The following is a 15651-nucleotide window of genomic DNA, read 5'->3' as shown; positions in this document are numbered from 1 at the left end:
CGCATCCGCGGCGGGCCGGCGCATCCGCGCCCAGCCCGCCATCATACAGGCTCGCCTGTCAGGCCACCTCGCGCAGCAGGGAACGGGCCTCGGTCTGCAGCGGTTCCTGCGACTGGTCGACCACTTCCTGCAGCAGCTCCCGCGCGCCCTCCCTGTCGCCGATCTCGATGTAGGCGCGCGCCAGATCGAACTTGATCTGCATGTCGCGGCCGCCATCGGCGGGATCGGCCGACAAGGTGCTCGGCGAAATGCCGTGCACCGTGTCGAACGCGCTTTCGGCACTGACCCGCGCCAGGTCGATCGGCTCGGACAGCTTGCCATCGCGCAGCATGGTGGGTGCCGGCAACGACACGCCCGCATCCCGCAAAGGCTCGTCGAACGCGGCGGACAGGTGATCAGCGTTGGCGCTGGCCGGGCCCGACGCATTCAGGTCCAGTGAGATGCCGGACATATCGAAGTCCATCGGGCGGCTGCGCGTGGGGGCGTCGAGCGGCGGTACGTCGTTGCCGCCAAGGCTGTGCGCGCCGGCCGGCGCGGGCAGGTCGAGGTCGAGACCGTCGTCCAGGCGCGTGGCCAGCGCCGAGGGCGCCTCGGCATGGCCGAACGCCAGCGCGGCGGACTCCGGCGCCGTGATCGGCGTGCCGGCCGCCGGCGCGGGAAAGCCGTCCAGCGGCATGGCCAGGTCGGCCAGGTCAGACATGGCCGTCTCGCGCGGCGGTGCGGCCGGATCCTGCGAGGGATCGTGGGTACGCCACTGATCGCCCGGCAGGGTCGTGGTGTCGCTCGCGATATCGGGCGCCACGCTCAGGTACAAGGCATTGCCCGGGTCCAGGCGGCGTCCCATCTCGATCGCCTGTGCCCACTCCGCCCCCTGCCCGCCCGTCTGGGCGAACATTTCTTCTGCAATCACGCGAAAACCTTCCACATCCTGACGATTGTTGTAGATCTCCAAGAGCTTGAGGCGAATCGCCTGGCGCTCAGGATTTTGCTCCAGGGCTTCGCGCAGGATCTCTTCGGCCTGCACATCGCGCCCATAGGCGATATAGACATCCGCCTCGGCGATCGGATCGACCTCGTTGGCTTCCGCGGTGTTGTTGCCGATGCGGAAATCCGCGCCGAACACACTGTGCTGCGAGGTGTCGACGCTCTGCCCGCCGGCCGCGCCGAACAGCGAGTGGCCGCCGGCCATGACGGTGCTTTCCTGCGACAGGATGCTGTCCTGGAAGGCGGCGTTCTCGCTGGCCTTCTGCTGCTGCCGGCGGCGATAGATCGCATAGCCGCCCAGCAAGGCGATCAGCAAGCCGCCACCGGGCAGCAGCATCGGGTTGGCCAGCACGCCATCGAGGAAGGACGGCTGCGCCACCGGCTGAGGCTGCGTCACCACGGGCGGACGCGTGGCCGCCGGTGCGGAAGCGGCGGCAGGCTTGGCGGCGGCTGCCACCTCGGCGCCGGCGCCGCTGGCACCGGCCGCGGCGGCCGTGGCTTGCGGTGCCGGGGTCGCCGGTGCGGACGCGCTTGCCGCCGCTGCCGCGGCTGCCGCTGTCGCCGCGGCGGCGCTGGCTGCCGGAGCGGCTGCGGAGTCGGCCTTGGCGGCATCGGCCGGCACTACCGTCGGCGCGGCCGCCGGCGCCGGGGCTTCCTTGTCCGCGCTCTTGGCGGCCTGGGCCTGGCCCAGCTTGGCGATCTCGGCGTTCTTCAGCTCGACCAGCCGCTGCATGTCGGTGACGTTCTTCTCGAGCTGCGCGAGGCGTGTCTCGGCTTCCTTGAGCTGGCGTTCCTTGGCGATATCGGCTTCGGCCGCGGCGGTGGCGGCAGCCTGGCTGCCCCGCTCCGGCTTGCTGAGCTTGAGTTCGTCGCGCGGGCCGGCAGCCGGCGCGGCTTGCTCCTGCACGCGGGCGGTGACATTGCCCGATTGCGAGCGGCCGCTCCCGGCCTCCACCGAGCGCGCGGCCGCGGCCGTGGCCAGCCGGCTGCGGTAGGCATCGAAGCCCTGCGTGCGCGCCACCACCTCGCGGCGGGCCGTGCGCGGCGCGACCGACTGCGCCTCCTGCTGGCTCGGCACCTTGAGCACCGCCCCCGCCTTGAGGCGATTCATATTGCCGCCGACGAAGGCATTGGGGTTGTTGCGATAGAGCGCGACCAGCATCTGGTCGAGCGAGACGCCGTCCTGGCCCTGCATGGCATCGCCGGCAATCGAGGAGAGATTGTCGCCACGCTGCACCGTGTAGGAACCCGAGGCCGCCGTGGCCACCGCCGGCGCTTCGCGGCGCGGCCGCGGCGCGGGTGCCCTGGCTTGCGGGCGGGCGGGCGGAGCCGTCTCGGCCGGCGCCGCCGTCAAGGGAACAGGCGCGGCGGCCGGGGCCGGCACGCTGGCACCGCCCGACTCGTCAGGCGTGCCTGCCTGCACCACCGTGGTGGGCGAGAATGTCTGGTTGGTCGGCTTGGCGCCGGCCGGGTCGAGCAGGAATGTGTAGGCGCGCGAGACCTTGCCGCTCGCCCAGGTCATGTCGACGAGGATATCGACAAAGGGCTCGCTGATCGGCTGGTTGGAACGCACCCGCGCCACGTAGCTGCCGTTGGGACGGCGCTCGACCTGCAAGCGCAGGCTGCTGACGGCTGGCAGGTAGGTCAGGCCGGCCCTGGCATAAGCGTCCGGCGCGGCAAGCTTGACGGAAAGACCGTCCGCTTCCTCGGCGCTGACACCACTGATATCGATTTCCGCCTGTAGCGGCTGACCCAGATTCGACTGTACCCGTAATTGCCCGAATCCCGCGGCATAGGCAGCCGGCTGCGCGAGCAGCAGACCCAGTGCCGTGAAGGCCAGCGTTGACCAGCGCTGACGGGCGATAGGCGCATCTTTCCGGCGATGTTGGCTCACACTCACCTTGTGCTCCGTTGTGTTTTAGTAGTGAAATTAACTTAACATCAATGGTTTAGCGCAGCAAGTTAGCGTCCCGACTGAGCCCCGCGCCAACTCGTACGGGCGTGCGGCAAACCGCCTCCACAGCCCGACATATGCCGGCTGTATTGTGGCCCAACGCACGGAAAAATAGGCAGCCGATCGCGACAACGCCGCGCACAGGCGCGGCGTTATCCTCAAAGCGGGGGTTTCTGTTGCCTGCCAGCAACGAAACCCCGGAGTGCCGGGTCCGCCGCAAGGCGCCATGTTTCGAGACATGGCTTCTCCGGCGGCCCGGGCGGCAAACCCCGTCAGGCTTCGATCAGGATGCGCAGCATGCGGCGCAGCGGCTCGGCGGCGCCCCACAGCAGCTGGTCGCCGACGGTGAAGGCCGACAGGTACTCGCCACCCATCTGCATCTTGCGCAGGCGGCCGACCGGGATGGTCAGCGTGCCGGTGACGGCAGCCGGCGTGAGGTCGGTCACGCTGGCCTCGCGCGTGTTCGGCACGACCTTGGCCCACTGGTTGTTGTCGGCCAGCATGCCTTCGATCTCATCGAGCGGCACGTCGCGGCGCAGCTTGATGGTCAGCGCCTGCGAGTGGCAGCGCATGGCGCCGATACGCACGCACAGGCCATCGACGGCGATCGGCGAGGCGCCGGTCGCACCGACGAAACCTTCGCCGCGACCCAGGATCTTGTTGGTCTCGGCGCCGCCCTTCCACTCTTCCTTCGACACGCCGTTGCCCAGGTCCTTGTCGATCCAGGGGATCAGGTTGCCGGCCAGGGGGACGCCGAACTGCTTGGTTTCGTCTGCCGACAGGCCATGCTGGGTCGCCAGGATGGTGCGGTCGATCTCCAGGATCGCCGAGGCCGGATTGTCCAGCAGCGGCTTGACCGAGGCGTTGAGCGTGCCGAACTGGGTCAGCAGTTCGCGCATGTGCTGCGCGCCGCCGCCCGAGGCCGCCTGGTAGGTCATGGAGGTCATCCACTCGATCAGGTCGTGCTGGAACAGGCCGCCCAGGCCCATCATCATGCAGCTGACCGTGCAGTTGCCGCCGACGAAGTTCTTCACGCCCTTGGACAGCGCATCCTTGATCACGCCGAGGTTGACCGGGTCGAGCACGATGATGGCATCGTCCTTCATGCGCAGCGAAGACGCCGCGTCGATCCAGTAGCCCTTCCAGCCAGCCGCCCGCAACTGCGGGAAGACTTCGTTGGTGTAGTCGCCGCCCTGGGCGGTGAGGACGACATCGCACTTGCGCAGTGCATCGATATCGTTGGCGTCTTTCAGCGTGGTTTCGTTCTTGGCCATGGCCGGGGCTTGGCCGCCGGCGTTGGACGTGCTGAAGAATACGGGCTCGATATGGTCGAAATCACGCTCTTCCTGCATGCGCTGCATCAGGACGCTGCCGACCATTCCTCGCCAACCGACGAGACCTACAATCATGACTTACCTCGGATGTGATTTGAACTTCCCCGCGCTTTCCTCGCCCGACGTGACTGCGCGGGGAAGACGAGCAGGCACGACGAACGATCTAGCCGATCGTTTTGGTAATGGTTTTAATCGTCGTTGCGGTAAGCGGGTGGCCGTGCGAACCCAGGCCGGCCGGGCTGCGGGTAGCAGTCAGGAGGGCGCTGGCAGTCGAGGGGGACTGGAAGATTCGGACCATCGACAAAGTCTACACGATTTTGCGGCAGTGCCACACGCGGGAAATCGGGGACAAATTAAAGAAAACCAGAAGAAAAGGCGCCACATGGGACGCCTTTTCAACTTACTGCCTTGATCCTTGGCGCACGCCGCTTACAGGGCCGCCAGGACGGCGTCGCCCATCTCGCGCGTGCCGACCTGCTTGCAGCCCGGCGTCAGGATGTCGCCGGTGCGGTAGCCCTGGGCCAGCACCGTCTTGACCGCGTTCTCGATGCGGTCGGCCTGCCCGGCGCGGCCCAGCGAGTAGCGCAGCATCATCGCCGCCGACAGGATGGTGGCCAGCGGGTTGGCCACGCCCTTGCCGGCGATGTCCGGCGCCGAGCCGTGCGACGGCTCGTACAGGCCCTTGTTGTTGGCGTCCAGCGAAGCCGACGGCAGCATGCCGATCGAGCCGGTCAGCATGGCTGCCTCGTCCGACAGGATGTCGCCGAACATATTGCCGGTGACGATCACGTCGAAGCTCTTGGGCGCCTTGACCAGCTGCATGGCCGCGTTGTCCACGTACATGTGCGACAGCTCGACTTCGGGGTATTCCTTGTGCACTTCGATCACGATGTCCTTCCAGAACTGGAAGGTCTCGAGCACGTTGGCCTTGTCCACGCTGCACAGCTTCTTGCCGCGCTTGGCCGCGGCCTGGAAGGCCACGTGCGCGATGCGGCGGATTTCCGGCTCGCTGTAGCGCATGGTGTCGAAGCCTTCGCGCGCGCCCTGGAAAGGACCGTCCGGTGCTTCGCGCATGCCGCGCGGCTGACCGAAGTAGATGTCGCCGTTGAGCTCGCGCACGATCAGGATGTCCAGGCCGGCCACCAGCTCGGGCTTCAGGCTCGAAGCGCCCGTCAGCTCCGGATAGCAGATCGCCGGGCGGAAGTTGGCGAACAGCTGCAGGTGCTTGCGCAGGCCGAGGATGGCCTGCTCGGGACGCAGCGGGCGGTCGAGCTTGTCGTATTTCCAGTCGCCCACGGCGCCGAACAGGATGGCGTCGGCTTCCTTGGCCAGCTTGAGCGTGGCGTCGGGCAGCGGATGGCCGCTGGCCTCGTAGCCGGCGCCGCCCACCGGGGCGGTTTCCAGCTCGAACTTCTCGTCGAGCGCGTTCAGGACCTTGACGGCCTCCGCGATGATCTCGGGACCGATGCCGTCACCCGGCAGGACTGCGATTTTCATGCTGTGTCTTCCTTGTATTGTCTTCGGCGATCTGCGGCGGCTCAGCCGACCACGCGGTTGTTCAGCCACGGCATCTTCGTCACGCGCTCCGCCTCGTATGCCTTGATCTTGTCGGCATGGCGCAGCGTCAGGCCGATGTCGTCGAAGCCGTTGAGCATGCAGTACTTGCGGAACGGCGCGATGTCGAACGCATAGGCATCGCCGCCCGGCGTGAGCACCACCTGCTTGTCCAGGTCGATGGTCAGCTTGTAGCCGTTGAACGCGTTGGTCTCGTTGAACAGGTGGTCGACCTGCAACTCGGTCAGCGCCACCGGCAGCAGGCCGTTCTTGTAGCAGTTGTTGAAGAAGATGTCGGCAAAGCTCGGCGCGATCACGGCGCGGAAGCCGTATTGCGTGAGTGCCCACGGCGCGTGCTCGCGCGAGCTGCCGCAGCCGAAGTTGCGGCGCGCCAGCAGGATCGACGCGCCCTGGTAGCGCGGCTGGTTCAGCACGAAGTCCGGGTTGAGCGGACGGCGGCTGTTGTCCTGGCCGGGCTCGCCCACGTCCTTGTAGCGCCATTCGTCGAACAGGTTCGGGCCGAAGCCGGTGCGCTTGATCGACTTGAGGAATTGCTTCGGGATGATGGCGTCGGTGTCGACGTTCTCGCGGTCCAGGGGCACCGTGAGCCCGCTGTGTACAGTGAACTTGTCCATGGTCGGTTCCTTACTTGCGGGCCGCGTTCTCGAGCGAACGGCCCACAGCCTGCGTGTCCTTGCCAACGCCGGCCATGGTGTGGCAGCCGGCGAGTTGCAGCATGCCGAAGCATGCGAGGACGATCAGGGCGTGTTTCATGATGGGACTGCGCGTATTGTTGCCTTGGGCCGGCGGTTCAGCCGAGCTGGCGGATGTCCACGAAATGGCCCTCGATGGCGGCCGCGGCAGCCATCGCCGGGCTCACCAGGTGCGTGCGTCCGCCCGCGCCCTGCCGGCCTTCGAAGTTGCGGTTCGAGGTCGATGCGCAGCGCTCGCCCGGATCGAGGCGGTCGGCGTTCATGGCCAGGCACATGGAGCAGCCCGGTTCGCGCCATTCGAAACCGGCGGCCTTGAAGACCTTGTCCAGCCCTTCGCGCTCGGCCTGCTCCTTGACCAGCCCGGAGCCCGGCACCACCATCGCCAGCTTGACGTTGCCGGCCACGCGGCGGCCCAGCTTCTGCACGACCCACGCCGCGGCGCGCATGTCCTCGATGCGGCTGTTGGTGCAGGAACCGATGAAGACCTTGTCGATCTTGATGCTGTCGACCGGCACATTGGGCTGCAGCCCCATGTACTCGAGCGCGCGCTCCATGGCGTTGCGCTTGTTCGGGTCCTTCTCCTTCTCGGGATCCGGCACGCGGTCTTCGATGCTGACCACCATCTCGGGCGAAGTGCCCCAGGTCACTTGCGGGCGGACGTCTTCCGCGCGCAGTTCCACCACCTGGTCGAAATGCGCGCCTGCGTCGGAATGCAGCGTGCGCCAGTAGGCCACTGCATGGTCCCATTCCACGCCCTGCGGCGAGAAGGGGCGGCCCTTGACGTAGTCGAGCGTGATGTCGTCCACGGCCACCAGGCCGGCGCGGGCACCAGCTTCGATGGCCATGTTGCACACCGTCATGCGCCCTTCCATGGTCAGCTCGCGGATGGCCGAACCGGCGAACTCGATGGTGTAGCCGGTGCCGCCGGCGGTGCCGATCTTGCCGATGATGGCCAGCACGATGTCCTTGGCGGTGCAGCCGCGCGGCAGCTTGCCTTCCACGCGCACCAGCATGTTCTTGGCCTTCTTGCCCAGCAGCGTCTGCGTGGCCAGCACGTGCTCCACTTCGGAGGTGCCGATGCCGTGCGCCAGCGCGCCGAACGCGCCATGCGTGCTGGTATGCGAGTCGCCGCACACCACCGTCATGCCCGGCAGCGTGGCGCCCTGCTCCGGCCCGATCACGTGCACGATGCCCTGGCGCAGGTCGTTCATCTTGAACTGGGTGATGCCGTACGCATCGCAATTGGCGTCCAGCGTGTCCACCTGCAGCTTCGAGACCGGGTCGGCAATGCCCTGGGTGCGGTCGGTGGTCGGCACATTGTGGTCCGACACGGCCAGGTTGGCGCTGATGCGCCAGACCGGACGCTGCGCGATCTTCAGGCCTTCGAATGCCTGCGGGCTGGTGACTTCGTGCAGCAGATGACGATCGATATACAGCATCGTCGTGCCGTCGTCCTCGACGTGCACGGTGTGGTCATCCCAAAGTTTGTCGTAAAGCGTCTTGGCCATGATGCAGGAGGGCGGGCCGGGACCGTTCGGTACTGCACGGTTGGCGGCGTCGCGCGGTAGTTTGCGGGGAGGTTTTGTCGCGGCAAATGCGTGCAGGAAATGCAGCTTGCAGCGATGCTTGACATCACAATCGATTATGCCACAGCGATACCGCGCGGCCGGGCCCCGCCCGGGCGGATCGGGCCTGTCGATGTAATGTGATTGGCGAAAGGGGGATTTCGCCGATGGCGAAAAGGGGCTGGCGCCCTCCCCCGCCGTGGGGAAGAGCGCCAGAGGTCAGCCGCCCAGGTAGGCGCTCTTGATGCGGTCGTTGGCCAGCAGGTTGGCGCCCGTATCGGCCAGCACCACGCGCCCCGTTTCCAGCACATAGCCGCGGTCGGCCACGCCCAGCGCCTTGTTGGCGTTCTGCTCGACCAGGAACACCGTGACGCCCTCCGCGCGGATGGTGCGGATGATGTCGAAGATCTGCGCGATCACCAGCGGCGCCAGGCCGAGCGTGGGCTCGTCGAGCAGCAGCAGGCGCGGCCGGCTCATCAGCGCGCGGCCAATCGCCAGCATCTGCTGCTCGCCGCCGGACATGGTGCCGGCGCGCTGGCCCGAGCGCTGCTTGAGGCGCGGGAACAGCGTGTAGACATGCTCGATGCCCGCCTCGACCTCGTCGCGCTTGCCGAAGAAGCCGCCCATCTTGAGGTTCTCCAGCACGGTCAGGCTGGGAAACACGCGCCGCCCTTCCGGCGAGATCGCCATGCCGAGCCGCATGATCTCGTGGGTGGGCATGCGCGTGATGTCCTGCCCTTCGAACAGCACGCGCCCGCTCGAGGCGCGCGGCGAGCCGCACACCGTCATCATCAGGGTGGTCTTGCCGGCGCCGTTGCTGCCGATCAGCGTGACGATCTCGCCCTTGTTCACTTCGATCGATACGCCGGACAGCGCCTCGATGGCGCCGTAGTGGGTATGGACCTGTTCCAGCTTCAGCATTTAGTCCTCTCCCAGGTAGGCCTTGATCACGCGCGGGTCGTTGCGCACTTCCGCCGGCTTGCCGATCACGATCGGGCGGCCGTGCTCCATCACCAGGATGCGGTCGGACACGCCCATCACCAGGCTCATGTCGTGCTCGATCAGCAGCACCGAGATGTTGAACTCGCGGCGCAGCTGGTCGATCAGCCGCGACAGCTCGACCTTCTCCTGCGGGTTGAGGCCGGCGGCCGGCTCGTCGAGCATCAGCAGGCGCGGGTTGGTGATCATGCAGCGCGCGATCTCGAGCCGCCGCTGGTGGCCGTAGGACAGCGTGCCCGCCTCGCGGTTGGCGACATGGCGCAGGCCCATGCGCTCGAGCCACACCGCGGCACGCTCGAGCGCCTCGCGCTCGGCACGGCGGTAGGCCGGCGTGGCGAACAGGCCGCGCAGCAGCCCGGCGCGCACCTGCAGGTGCTGCGCCACCAGCAGGTTCTCGACCACCGTGAGCTGCTTGAACAGCCGGATGTTCTGGAAGGTGCGCACCAGGCCGCGGCGCGCCACCTGGTGGCTCGGCAGGCGGGCGATTGAATGCCCGTCCAGCGTGACCTCGCCCGCGGTGGGCTTGTAGAAGCCGCCCACGCAGTTGAACACCGTGGTCTTGCCGGCGCCGTTCGGTCCGATGATGGCGAACACCTCGTCGCGGCGCACGTCGAAATCGATGCCGTCGACGGCGAGCAGGCCGCCGAAGCGCATCTGCAGGCCGGAGACCTTCAGCAGTTCCGGTTGCGCCTGTTGTACTTGCTGTGCCTGGCTCATTGCGGCAACTCCACATGGGGGCGGCTCGCGGGCAGCAGGCCCTGCGGACGCCACATCATCATCAGCACCATCACCAGGCCGAAGATCAGCATGCGGTATTCGGCGAAGCCGCGCGCCACCTCGGGCAGCGCGGTCAGCAGGATGGCGGCCAGGATCACGCCCAGCTGCGAACCCATGCCGCCCAGCACCACCACCGCCAGGATCAGCGCGGACTCGATGAAGGTGAACGACTCGGGATTGACCAGGCCCTGGCGCGCCGCGAAGAAGGCGCCGCCCAGCCCGGCGAAGGCCGCGCCCAGCGTGAACGCCGACAGCTTGATGCGGGTCGGGTTCAGGCCCAGCGAGCGGCAGGCGATCTCGTCCTCGCGCAGCGCTTCCCACGCGCGCCCCATCGGCATGCGGATCAGCCGGCTCGTCACGAACAGCGTGAACGCCACCAGCAGCAGCGCGAGCAGGTAGAGGAAGATCACCATGTGCTCGCCGCTGTATTCCCACCCGAGCAGCTCATGGAACGTCTTCACGCCCTCCACGCTGGCGCTGCGCGCCATCTCGATGCCGAACACGCTCGGCTTCGGAATGCCCGAGACGCCGTCCGGGCCGCCGGTGAGGCTGGTCAGGTTGTTGAGCAGCAGGCGGATGATCTCGCCGAAGCCCAGCGTGACGATGGCCAGGTAGTCGCCGCGCAGGCGCAGCACCGGGAAGCCCAGCAGGAAACCGAAGGTCGCCGACATGCCGGCCGCGATCGGCAGGCACTCCCAGAACGTCAGGCCGAAATACTGGTTGAGCAGCGCATAGGTGTAGCCGCCCACCGCGTAGAAGCCCACGTAGCCCAGGTCGAGCAGCCCGGCGTAGCCCACCACGATATTCAGCCCGAGGCCGAGGATCACGTAGATCAGCGCCAGCGTGGCCACGTCCACCGCGCCGCGCGAGCCGAAGAACGGAAACACCAGCCCGACGGCCAGCAGCAGCCAGATCGCCTTGCGCTGCTGCCCGGCGCCCAGCGCTGGCACACTCGGCAGCTTGATGCCGGCGCCGGCGCGCTGGAACAGCGGCTTGAACAGCTGGAACAGGAATACCGCGCCGACCGCCAGCCAGACCGGCTGCCAGTGCGGCTCGAACACCACCTTGTAGCCTTCGAGCTTGAGCTGCAGCCCGAGTATCGGCACCGTGAGGATGGCGGTCATGACGGCCGCGGTGATGGCGTTCTTGAGGGATTGCCCCATGGATGCATCGTTTCTCATCTCGCGCTCCTCAGACTTTTTCCACGTCCGGCTTGCCTAGCAGGCCGGTCGGGCGGAACAGCAGGATCAGCACCAGCAGGCCGAAGGCAACGACGTCCTTGTACTCGGCCGGCATGTAGCCCGTGGCGAAGGTCTCGGCCAGGCCCAGCAGCACGCCGCCCAGCATGGCGCCGGGAATGCTGCCGATGCCGCCCAGCACCGCCGCGGTGAAGGCCTTGATGCCCGCCACGAAGCCGATGAAGGGATTGAGCTTGCCAATGCTCAGGCCGATCAGCACGCCGCCCACCGCCGCCAGCATCGCGCCGAGCACGAAGGTGAAGGAGATCACGCGGTTGGTGTCGATGCCAAGCAGGTTGGCCATGCGCATGTCCTCGGCGCAGGCGCGGCAGGCGCGGCCCATGCGCGAGTGGCCGATGAACAGCGTCAGCGCGATCATCAGCACCAGCGTCACGCCCACGATCAGCAGGCGCGAATACGGCACGGTCACGGTGAAGTCGCTGCCCATCTGGAACTCGATGGCGCCGGAGATCAGCACGGGCACGGAGACGTCGCGCGCGCCCTGCCCGATCTGCACGTAGTTCTGCAGGAAGATGGACATGCCGATGGCGGAGATCAGCGGCACCAGCCGTGGCCCGCCACGCAAGGGCCGGTAGGCCACCCGCTCGACGGCGAAGCCGTACAGGCCGGTGACCAGCACCGATACCAGCAAGGCGGCGCCCAGCACCAGCGGCAGCGGATAGCCCGCCTGCGCGCCGATCGCGGTGAGCGTCACCAGGCCCACATAGGCACCGATCATGTAGATCTCGCCGTGGGCAAAATTGATCATGCCGATGATGCCGTAGACCATGGTGTAGCCGATGGCGATCAGCGCATAGATCGCACCCAGCGTCAGGCCGTTGACCAGCTGCTGGGTGAACTGTGGAAGGAACTCGTTCATGCGGGAAGCCCCATAACTTTGAAACCGGAAATGCCCCGCCGCGCCGCGGTCATGCCGTGGAGCGCGGGCCGGCCGGGCCGGCAGCCCGATACCAAAACGCCCCGCCGGTGTTCCGGGCGGGGCGCGCGAAGCCGGAGTGCGGCTTAGTTGGCAGCAGTCTTGGTGGCGTCCTTGTGCCAGGTGAAGACGACGAACTTGAACGACTTCAGATCACCCTGGGCGTCGTACTCGACCTTGCCGATCGGGGTCTGGAAAGCGTTCTTGTGCATATAGGCGGCAACCTTGGTCGGGTCCGTGCTCTTGGCGCCGGCAATGGCGTCGCCGATGATCTGGACCGCGGCGTACGCCGGCATCTGGAACGGGCCGTTGGCGTCGCGCTTCTTGTCGGCGAACGCCTTGACCAGCGCGGCATTGGCCGGGTCGGCGGAGAAATCGGCCGGCAGCGTGACCAGCATGCCTTCCGACGACGGGCCGGCGATGGCCGTCACGTCCTTGTTGCCCACGCCTTCGGGACCCATGAACGTCGCCTTGACGCCCTGCTCGCGCGCCTGGCGCAGCAGCAAGCCCATTTCGGGGTGGTAGCCGCCGAAGTAGACGAAGTCCACGCCCTGCGACTTCAGCTTGGTGATCACGGCGGAGTAGTCGGAGTCGCCGGCGTTGATGCCTTCGAACACGGCCACCGGGATCTTGGCGGCTTCCAGGTCCTTCTTCACCGACGAGGCGATGCCCTGGCCGTACGACTGCTTGTCGTGCAGGATCGCGACCTTCTTGGGCTTGACCTTGCCGATGATGTACTGGGCGGCGGCCGGGCCTTGCTGATCGTCGCGGCCGATGGTGCGGAAGATGAACTTGCGCTTCTTGTTCTCGGTGAGCTGCGGCGCGGTCGCCGACGGCGTCACCATCACGATGCCTTCGTTCTCGTAGATGTCCGAGGCCGGGATGGTGGAGCCCGAGCACACGTGGCCGATCACGTACTTGATCTTCTGGCTCACGATCTTGTTGGCGACGGCAACGGCCTGCTTCGGTTCGCAGGCGTCGTCCATCAGCACCACTTCGAACTTGTTGCCGCCGGCGCCGCCGGCCGCGTTGATCTGTTCGATGGCGGTCAGCGCACCAGCCTTGACCATGTCGCCGTACTGGGCAACCGAGCCGCTCATGGGGCCGGCGATGGCGATCTTGATGGTTTCCGCGTTGGCGGCGGCGCCGAAGGCCACCAGTGCGGTGGCCAGGGAGATGGACGTAAGACGGGACAGCGTCATCAGGAGCTCCTCGATTATTTATTGGTCATGGGCTTGAGGCGACATGACCTGCGCAATCGAACAACACCCGCGAGCTACTACCGAGAAGACGCCCGAGACGCGGAAGACGGGCCGACGAAGACAAGAGAAAGCGTGTGCGGGGCCCGGCATGTGTCAGCCCCCCGCAGTGGCGGAGGGCCTTGGTTCGGAAGACAACGTTGATGCGTTCTCTATTGCGCAGGTGATTCGCCTGCCCCGCTCGCCGCGACGCAGTCCGGAAGGGTGGCCCGGCTGCCGTCGGCAAAGCAGCCCGCATTACAGGGTCAAACCTCCTGCCTGACGCCAAATTCGCACAATTAATGCGGATCATATTGGCATAACCACAGCACAAATCATCGGAAATTGCCGACTTCGCCACCTTTCCGGCAATAATCCTCCCGCAACGCACAAGCCGACCTCGGCCTTGAATGACAAACGCCCCGGCAAGCCGGGGCGTCTGGTATTGCTGCGCTGCCACAGGCGGCCGCACGGCCGCCCGGGACGAAGATCAGCGCTTGCCGATATCCGGCACGTCGCGGCTGGCCGCACCGTTGAACAGCTGGCGCGGACGGCCGATCTTGTACTCCGGATCGGTGATCATCTCTTCCCACTGCGAGATCCAGCCCGGGGTGCGGGCCAGCGCGAAGATGCAGGTGAACAGCGAGGTCGGGATGCCCAGCGCGCGCTGCACGATACCCGAGTAGAAATCGACGTTCGGGTACAGCTTGCGGCTGACGAAGTACTCGTCTTCCAGCGCGATCTTTTCCAGCTCCATCGCCAGCTTGAACAGCGGGTCGTTGTGCAGGCCCAGTTCGTTCAGCACTTCGTGGCAGGTTTCGCGCATCAGCTTGGCGCGCGGGTCGTAGTTCTTGTACACGCGGTGGCCAAAGCCCATCAGGCGCACGCCCGAGTTCTTGTCCTTGACCTGCTTGATGAACTCGGTGATGTTCTCGACGCCGCCGATTTCCTCGAGCATCTTCAGCGCTGCCTCGTTGGCACCGCCGTGAGCCGGGCCCCACAGGCAGGCCACGCCGGCGGCGATGGCGGCGAACGGGTTGGTGCCCGACGAGCCGGCCAGGCGCACGGTCGAGGTCGAAGCGTTCTGCTCGTGGTCCGCGTGCAGGATGAAGATGCGGTCCAGGGCGCGCTCGAGCACCGGGTTCACGGTGTACGGTGCGCACGGGGTGCTGAACATCATGCGCATGAAGTTGCCCGAGTAGGACAGGTCGTTCTGCGGATAGACGTACGGCTGGCCGATGTTGTACTTGTAGGCCATGGCGACCAGGGTCGGCATCTTGGCGATCAGGCGGATCGCCGAGATTTCGCGCTGGTGCGGATCGTCGATGTCCATGGCGTCGTGGTAGAACGCGCTCATGGCGCCCACCAGCCCGGTCAGCACGGCCATCGGGTGCGCGTCGCGGCGGAAGCCGCGCAGGAAGAACTGCATCTGCTCGTGAACCATGGTGTGGTTCATCACGGCGCCGACGAATTCTTCCTTCTGCTTGGCGTTGGGCAGTTCGCCCTTGAGCAGCAGGTAGCAGGTTTCCAGGTGATCGCACTTGGTGGCMAGCTGCTCGATCGGGTAGCCGCGGTACAGCAGCTCGCCCTTGTCGCCGTCGATATAGGTGATCTTCGAATTGCAAGAAGCCGTCGACATGAAACCGGGGTCGTAGGTGAACTTACCGGTTTGACCGTACAGCTTGCGAATATCGATCACGTCCGGGCCTACGGTACCGGTGTAAATCGGCAGCTCAACGCTGGGGGTACCATCGGAAAACGATAGCGTGGCTTTCACATCGGACGGTGTCATGTCGGTTCCTTCAAATGCTTGACTAATAATGTTGACGATACTCAGACCGAACGCAGCATGGAGATGACGCGCTGCATCGGGGGCGTGTCGAGCTCACCGTCCAGCTCCTTGCGGGCAAGCAGCAGGTCCATCAACTCGTTGTCGCTCAGCTCGAACAGCTCAGAGAGCGCGGCCACGTCCTGGTCGGAGAGGCTTTCTTCGTAACGGTTGAAAAAACGTTCGACGATGATGTCGTTCTCCAGGAGGCCGCGCCGCGCGCGCCAGCGCAGTCGCGCACGCCGGTGCGGATCGGCCTGGTGGGAGAAACTGGGGGAAACACTTTCGGTCATAGGTCCCTACTTCCGGCGCGCCGGTCCGGACTGCATATTGATAGCCCGGACTGACGCGCCGCTTACAACCACCGCGCGGTCAGACCGAGCGGCGAACCATCAGCTCCTTGATCTTGCCGATGGCCTTGGTCGGATTCAGCCCCTTCGGGCAGACGTCGACGCAGTTCATGATGCTGTGGCAACGGAACAGGCGGTACGGGTCGTTCAGGTCGTCCAGGCGCTGGCTGGTGGCCTGGT

The 15651-nt window shown here is 66.3% G+C and carries 13 protein-coding genes and 1 pseudogene; all 14 read right to left on the bottom strand.

All coding sequences use genetic code 11. The annotated features are described in order from the left end of the window. Positions 1-58: 58 nt before the first annotated feature. Positions 59-2884, bottom strand: a complete 2826-nt coding sequence (locus AC1DK4_RS16370) for a motility hub landmark protein FimV (protein WP_441619314.1) — start codon at positions 2882-2884, stop codon at positions 59-61. Positions 2885-3210: 326 nt separating this feature from the next. Continuing rightward, the gene (asd, locus tag AC1DK4_RS16365; protein WP_441619312.1) at positions 3211-4347 is read right to left on the bottom strand and encodes an aspartate-semialdehyde dehydrogenase; all 1137 of its coding nucleotides are present in this window, start codon (positions 4345-4347) and stop codon (positions 3211-3213) included. Positions 4348-4701: 354 nt separating this feature from the next. Continuing rightward, positions 4702-5769 carry a 3-isopropylmalate dehydrogenase gene (gene leuB / locus AC1DK4_RS16360; protein WP_441619310.1) on the bottom strand — a complete coding sequence of 356 codons (1068 nt, stop codon included), beginning with the start codon at positions 5767-5769 and terminating at the stop codon, positions 4702-4704. A 41-nt stretch (positions 5770-5810) separates the two neighbouring features. Further along, positions 5811-6461, bottom strand: a complete 651-nt coding sequence (gene leuD / locus AC1DK4_RS16355; protein WP_441619308.1) for a 3-isopropylmalate dehydratase small subunit — start codon at positions 6459-6461, stop codon at positions 5811-5813. Between the two features lie 10 nt (positions 6462-6471). After that, positions 6472-6600, bottom strand: a complete 129-nt coding sequence (locus AC1DK4_RS16350; protein ID WP_441619307.1) for an entericidin A/B family lipoprotein — start codon at positions 6598-6600, stop codon at positions 6472-6474. A 37-nt stretch (positions 6601-6637) separates the two neighbouring features. Next, the gene (gene leuC / locus AC1DK4_RS16345) at positions 6638-8047 is read right to left on the bottom strand and encodes a 3-isopropylmalate dehydratase large subunit (protein WP_441650416.1); all 1410 of its coding nucleotides are present in this window, start codon (positions 8045-8047) and stop codon (positions 6638-6640) included. Positions 8048-8323: 276 nt separating this feature from the next. Beyond that, positions 8324-9025 carry an ABC transporter ATP-binding protein gene (locus AC1DK4_RS16340; RefSeq protein WP_441643647.1) on the bottom strand — a complete coding sequence of 234 codons (702 nt, stop codon included), beginning with the start codon at positions 9023-9025 and terminating at the stop codon, positions 8324-8326. Beyond that, on the bottom strand, positions 9026-9820 hold the full coding sequence (gene livG, locus AC1DK4_RS16335; RefSeq protein ID WP_441619301.1) for a high-affinity branched-chain amino acid ABC transporter ATP-binding protein LivG: 795 nt from the start codon (positions 9818-9820) through the stop codon (positions 9026-9028). Next, a complete protein-coding gene (locus tag AC1DK4_RS16330) occupies positions 9817-11061 on the bottom strand; it encodes a high-affinity branched-chain amino acid ABC transporter permease LivM (RefSeq protein WP_441619299.1) in 1245 nt (414 codons plus the stop codon). Before AC1DK4_RS16330 ends, livG begins: the two co-directional genes overlap by 4 nt. 10 nt (positions 11062-11071) lie before the next feature. After that, positions 11072-11998, bottom strand: coding sequence for a high-affinity branched-chain amino acid ABC transporter permease LivH (gene livH, locus AC1DK4_RS16325; protein ID WP_441619297.1), 927 nt, complete (start codon positions 11996-11998; stop codon positions 11072-11074). Between the two features lie 143 nt (positions 11999-12141). Next, the gene (locus AC1DK4_RS16320; RefSeq protein ID WP_441619295.1) at positions 12142-13257 is read right to left on the bottom strand and encodes a branched-chain amino acid ABC transporter substrate-binding protein; all 1116 of its coding nucleotides are present in this window, start codon (positions 13255-13257) and stop codon (positions 12142-12144) included. Between the two features lie 526 nt (positions 13258-13783). Beyond that, positions 13784-15085, bottom strand: coding sequence for a citrate synthase (gene gltA, locus AC1DK4_RS16315; protein ID WP_441619293.1), 1302 nt, complete (start codon positions 15083-15085; stop codon positions 13784-13786). Between the two features lie 41 nt (positions 15086-15126). After that, positions 15127-15414, bottom strand: coding sequence for an FAD assembly factor SdhE (locus AC1DK4_RS16310; RefSeq protein ID WP_441619291.1), 288 nt, complete (start codon positions 15412-15414; stop codon positions 15127-15129). A gap of 79 nt (positions 15415-15493) precedes the next feature. Then, positions 15494-15651 (bottom strand): annotated as a pseudogene (sdhB, locus tag AC1DK4_RS16305) (succinate dehydrogenase iron-sulfur subunit); the annotation flags it as partial.

The sequence above is a fragment of the Cupriavidus sp. 05N38 genome (genome assembly GCF_056397345.1).
Note: the sequence above shows the minus strand (reverse complement) of the source record. Positions and strands in the feature narration are given on the sequence as shown.

Excerpts from the sequence above, each read along its gene's own strand:
- leuD (WP_441619308.1), bottom strand. The coding sequence starts at position 6,461 with ATGGACAAGTTCACTGTACACAGCGGGCTCACGGTGCCCCTGGACCGC.
- AC1DK4_RS16310 (WP_441619291.1), bottom strand. The coding sequence starts at position 15,414 with ATGACCGAAAGTGTTTCCCCCAGTTTCTCCCACCAGGCCGATCCGCAC.
- livH (WP_441619297.1), bottom strand. The coding sequence starts at position 11,998 with ATGAACGAGTTCCTTCCACAGTTCACCCAGCAGCTGGTCAACGGCCTG.
- livG (WP_441619301.1), bottom strand. The coding sequence starts at position 9,820 with ATGAGCCAGGCACAGCAAGTACAACAGGCGCAACCGGAACTGCTGAAG.
- AC1DK4_RS16330 (WP_441619299.1), bottom strand. The coding sequence starts at position 11,061 with ATGAGAAACGATGCATCCATGGGGCAATCCCTCAAGAACGCCATCACC.
- leuC (WP_441650416.1), bottom strand. The coding sequence starts at position 8,047 with ATGGCCAAGACGCTTTACGACAAACTTTGGGATGACCACACCGTGCAC.
- asd (WP_441619312.1), bottom strand. The coding sequence starts at position 4,347 with ATGATTGTAGGTCTCGTCGGTTGGCGAGGAATGGTCGGCAGCGTCCTG.
- AC1DK4_RS16320 (WP_441619295.1), bottom strand. The coding sequence starts at position 13,257 with ATGACGCTGTCCCGTCTTACGTCCATCTCCCTGGCCACCGCACTGGTG.
- AC1DK4_RS16350 (WP_441619307.1), bottom strand. The coding sequence starts at position 6,600 with ATGAAACACGCCCTGATCGTCCTCGCATGCTTCGGCATGCTGCAACTC.
- AC1DK4_RS16340 (WP_441643647.1), bottom strand. The coding sequence starts at position 9,025 with ATGCTGAAGCTGGAACAGGTCCATACCCACTACGGCGCCATCGAGGCG.
- leuB (WP_441619310.1), bottom strand. The coding sequence starts at position 5,769 with ATGAAAATCGCAGTCCTGCCGGGTGACGGCATCGGTCCCGAGATCATC.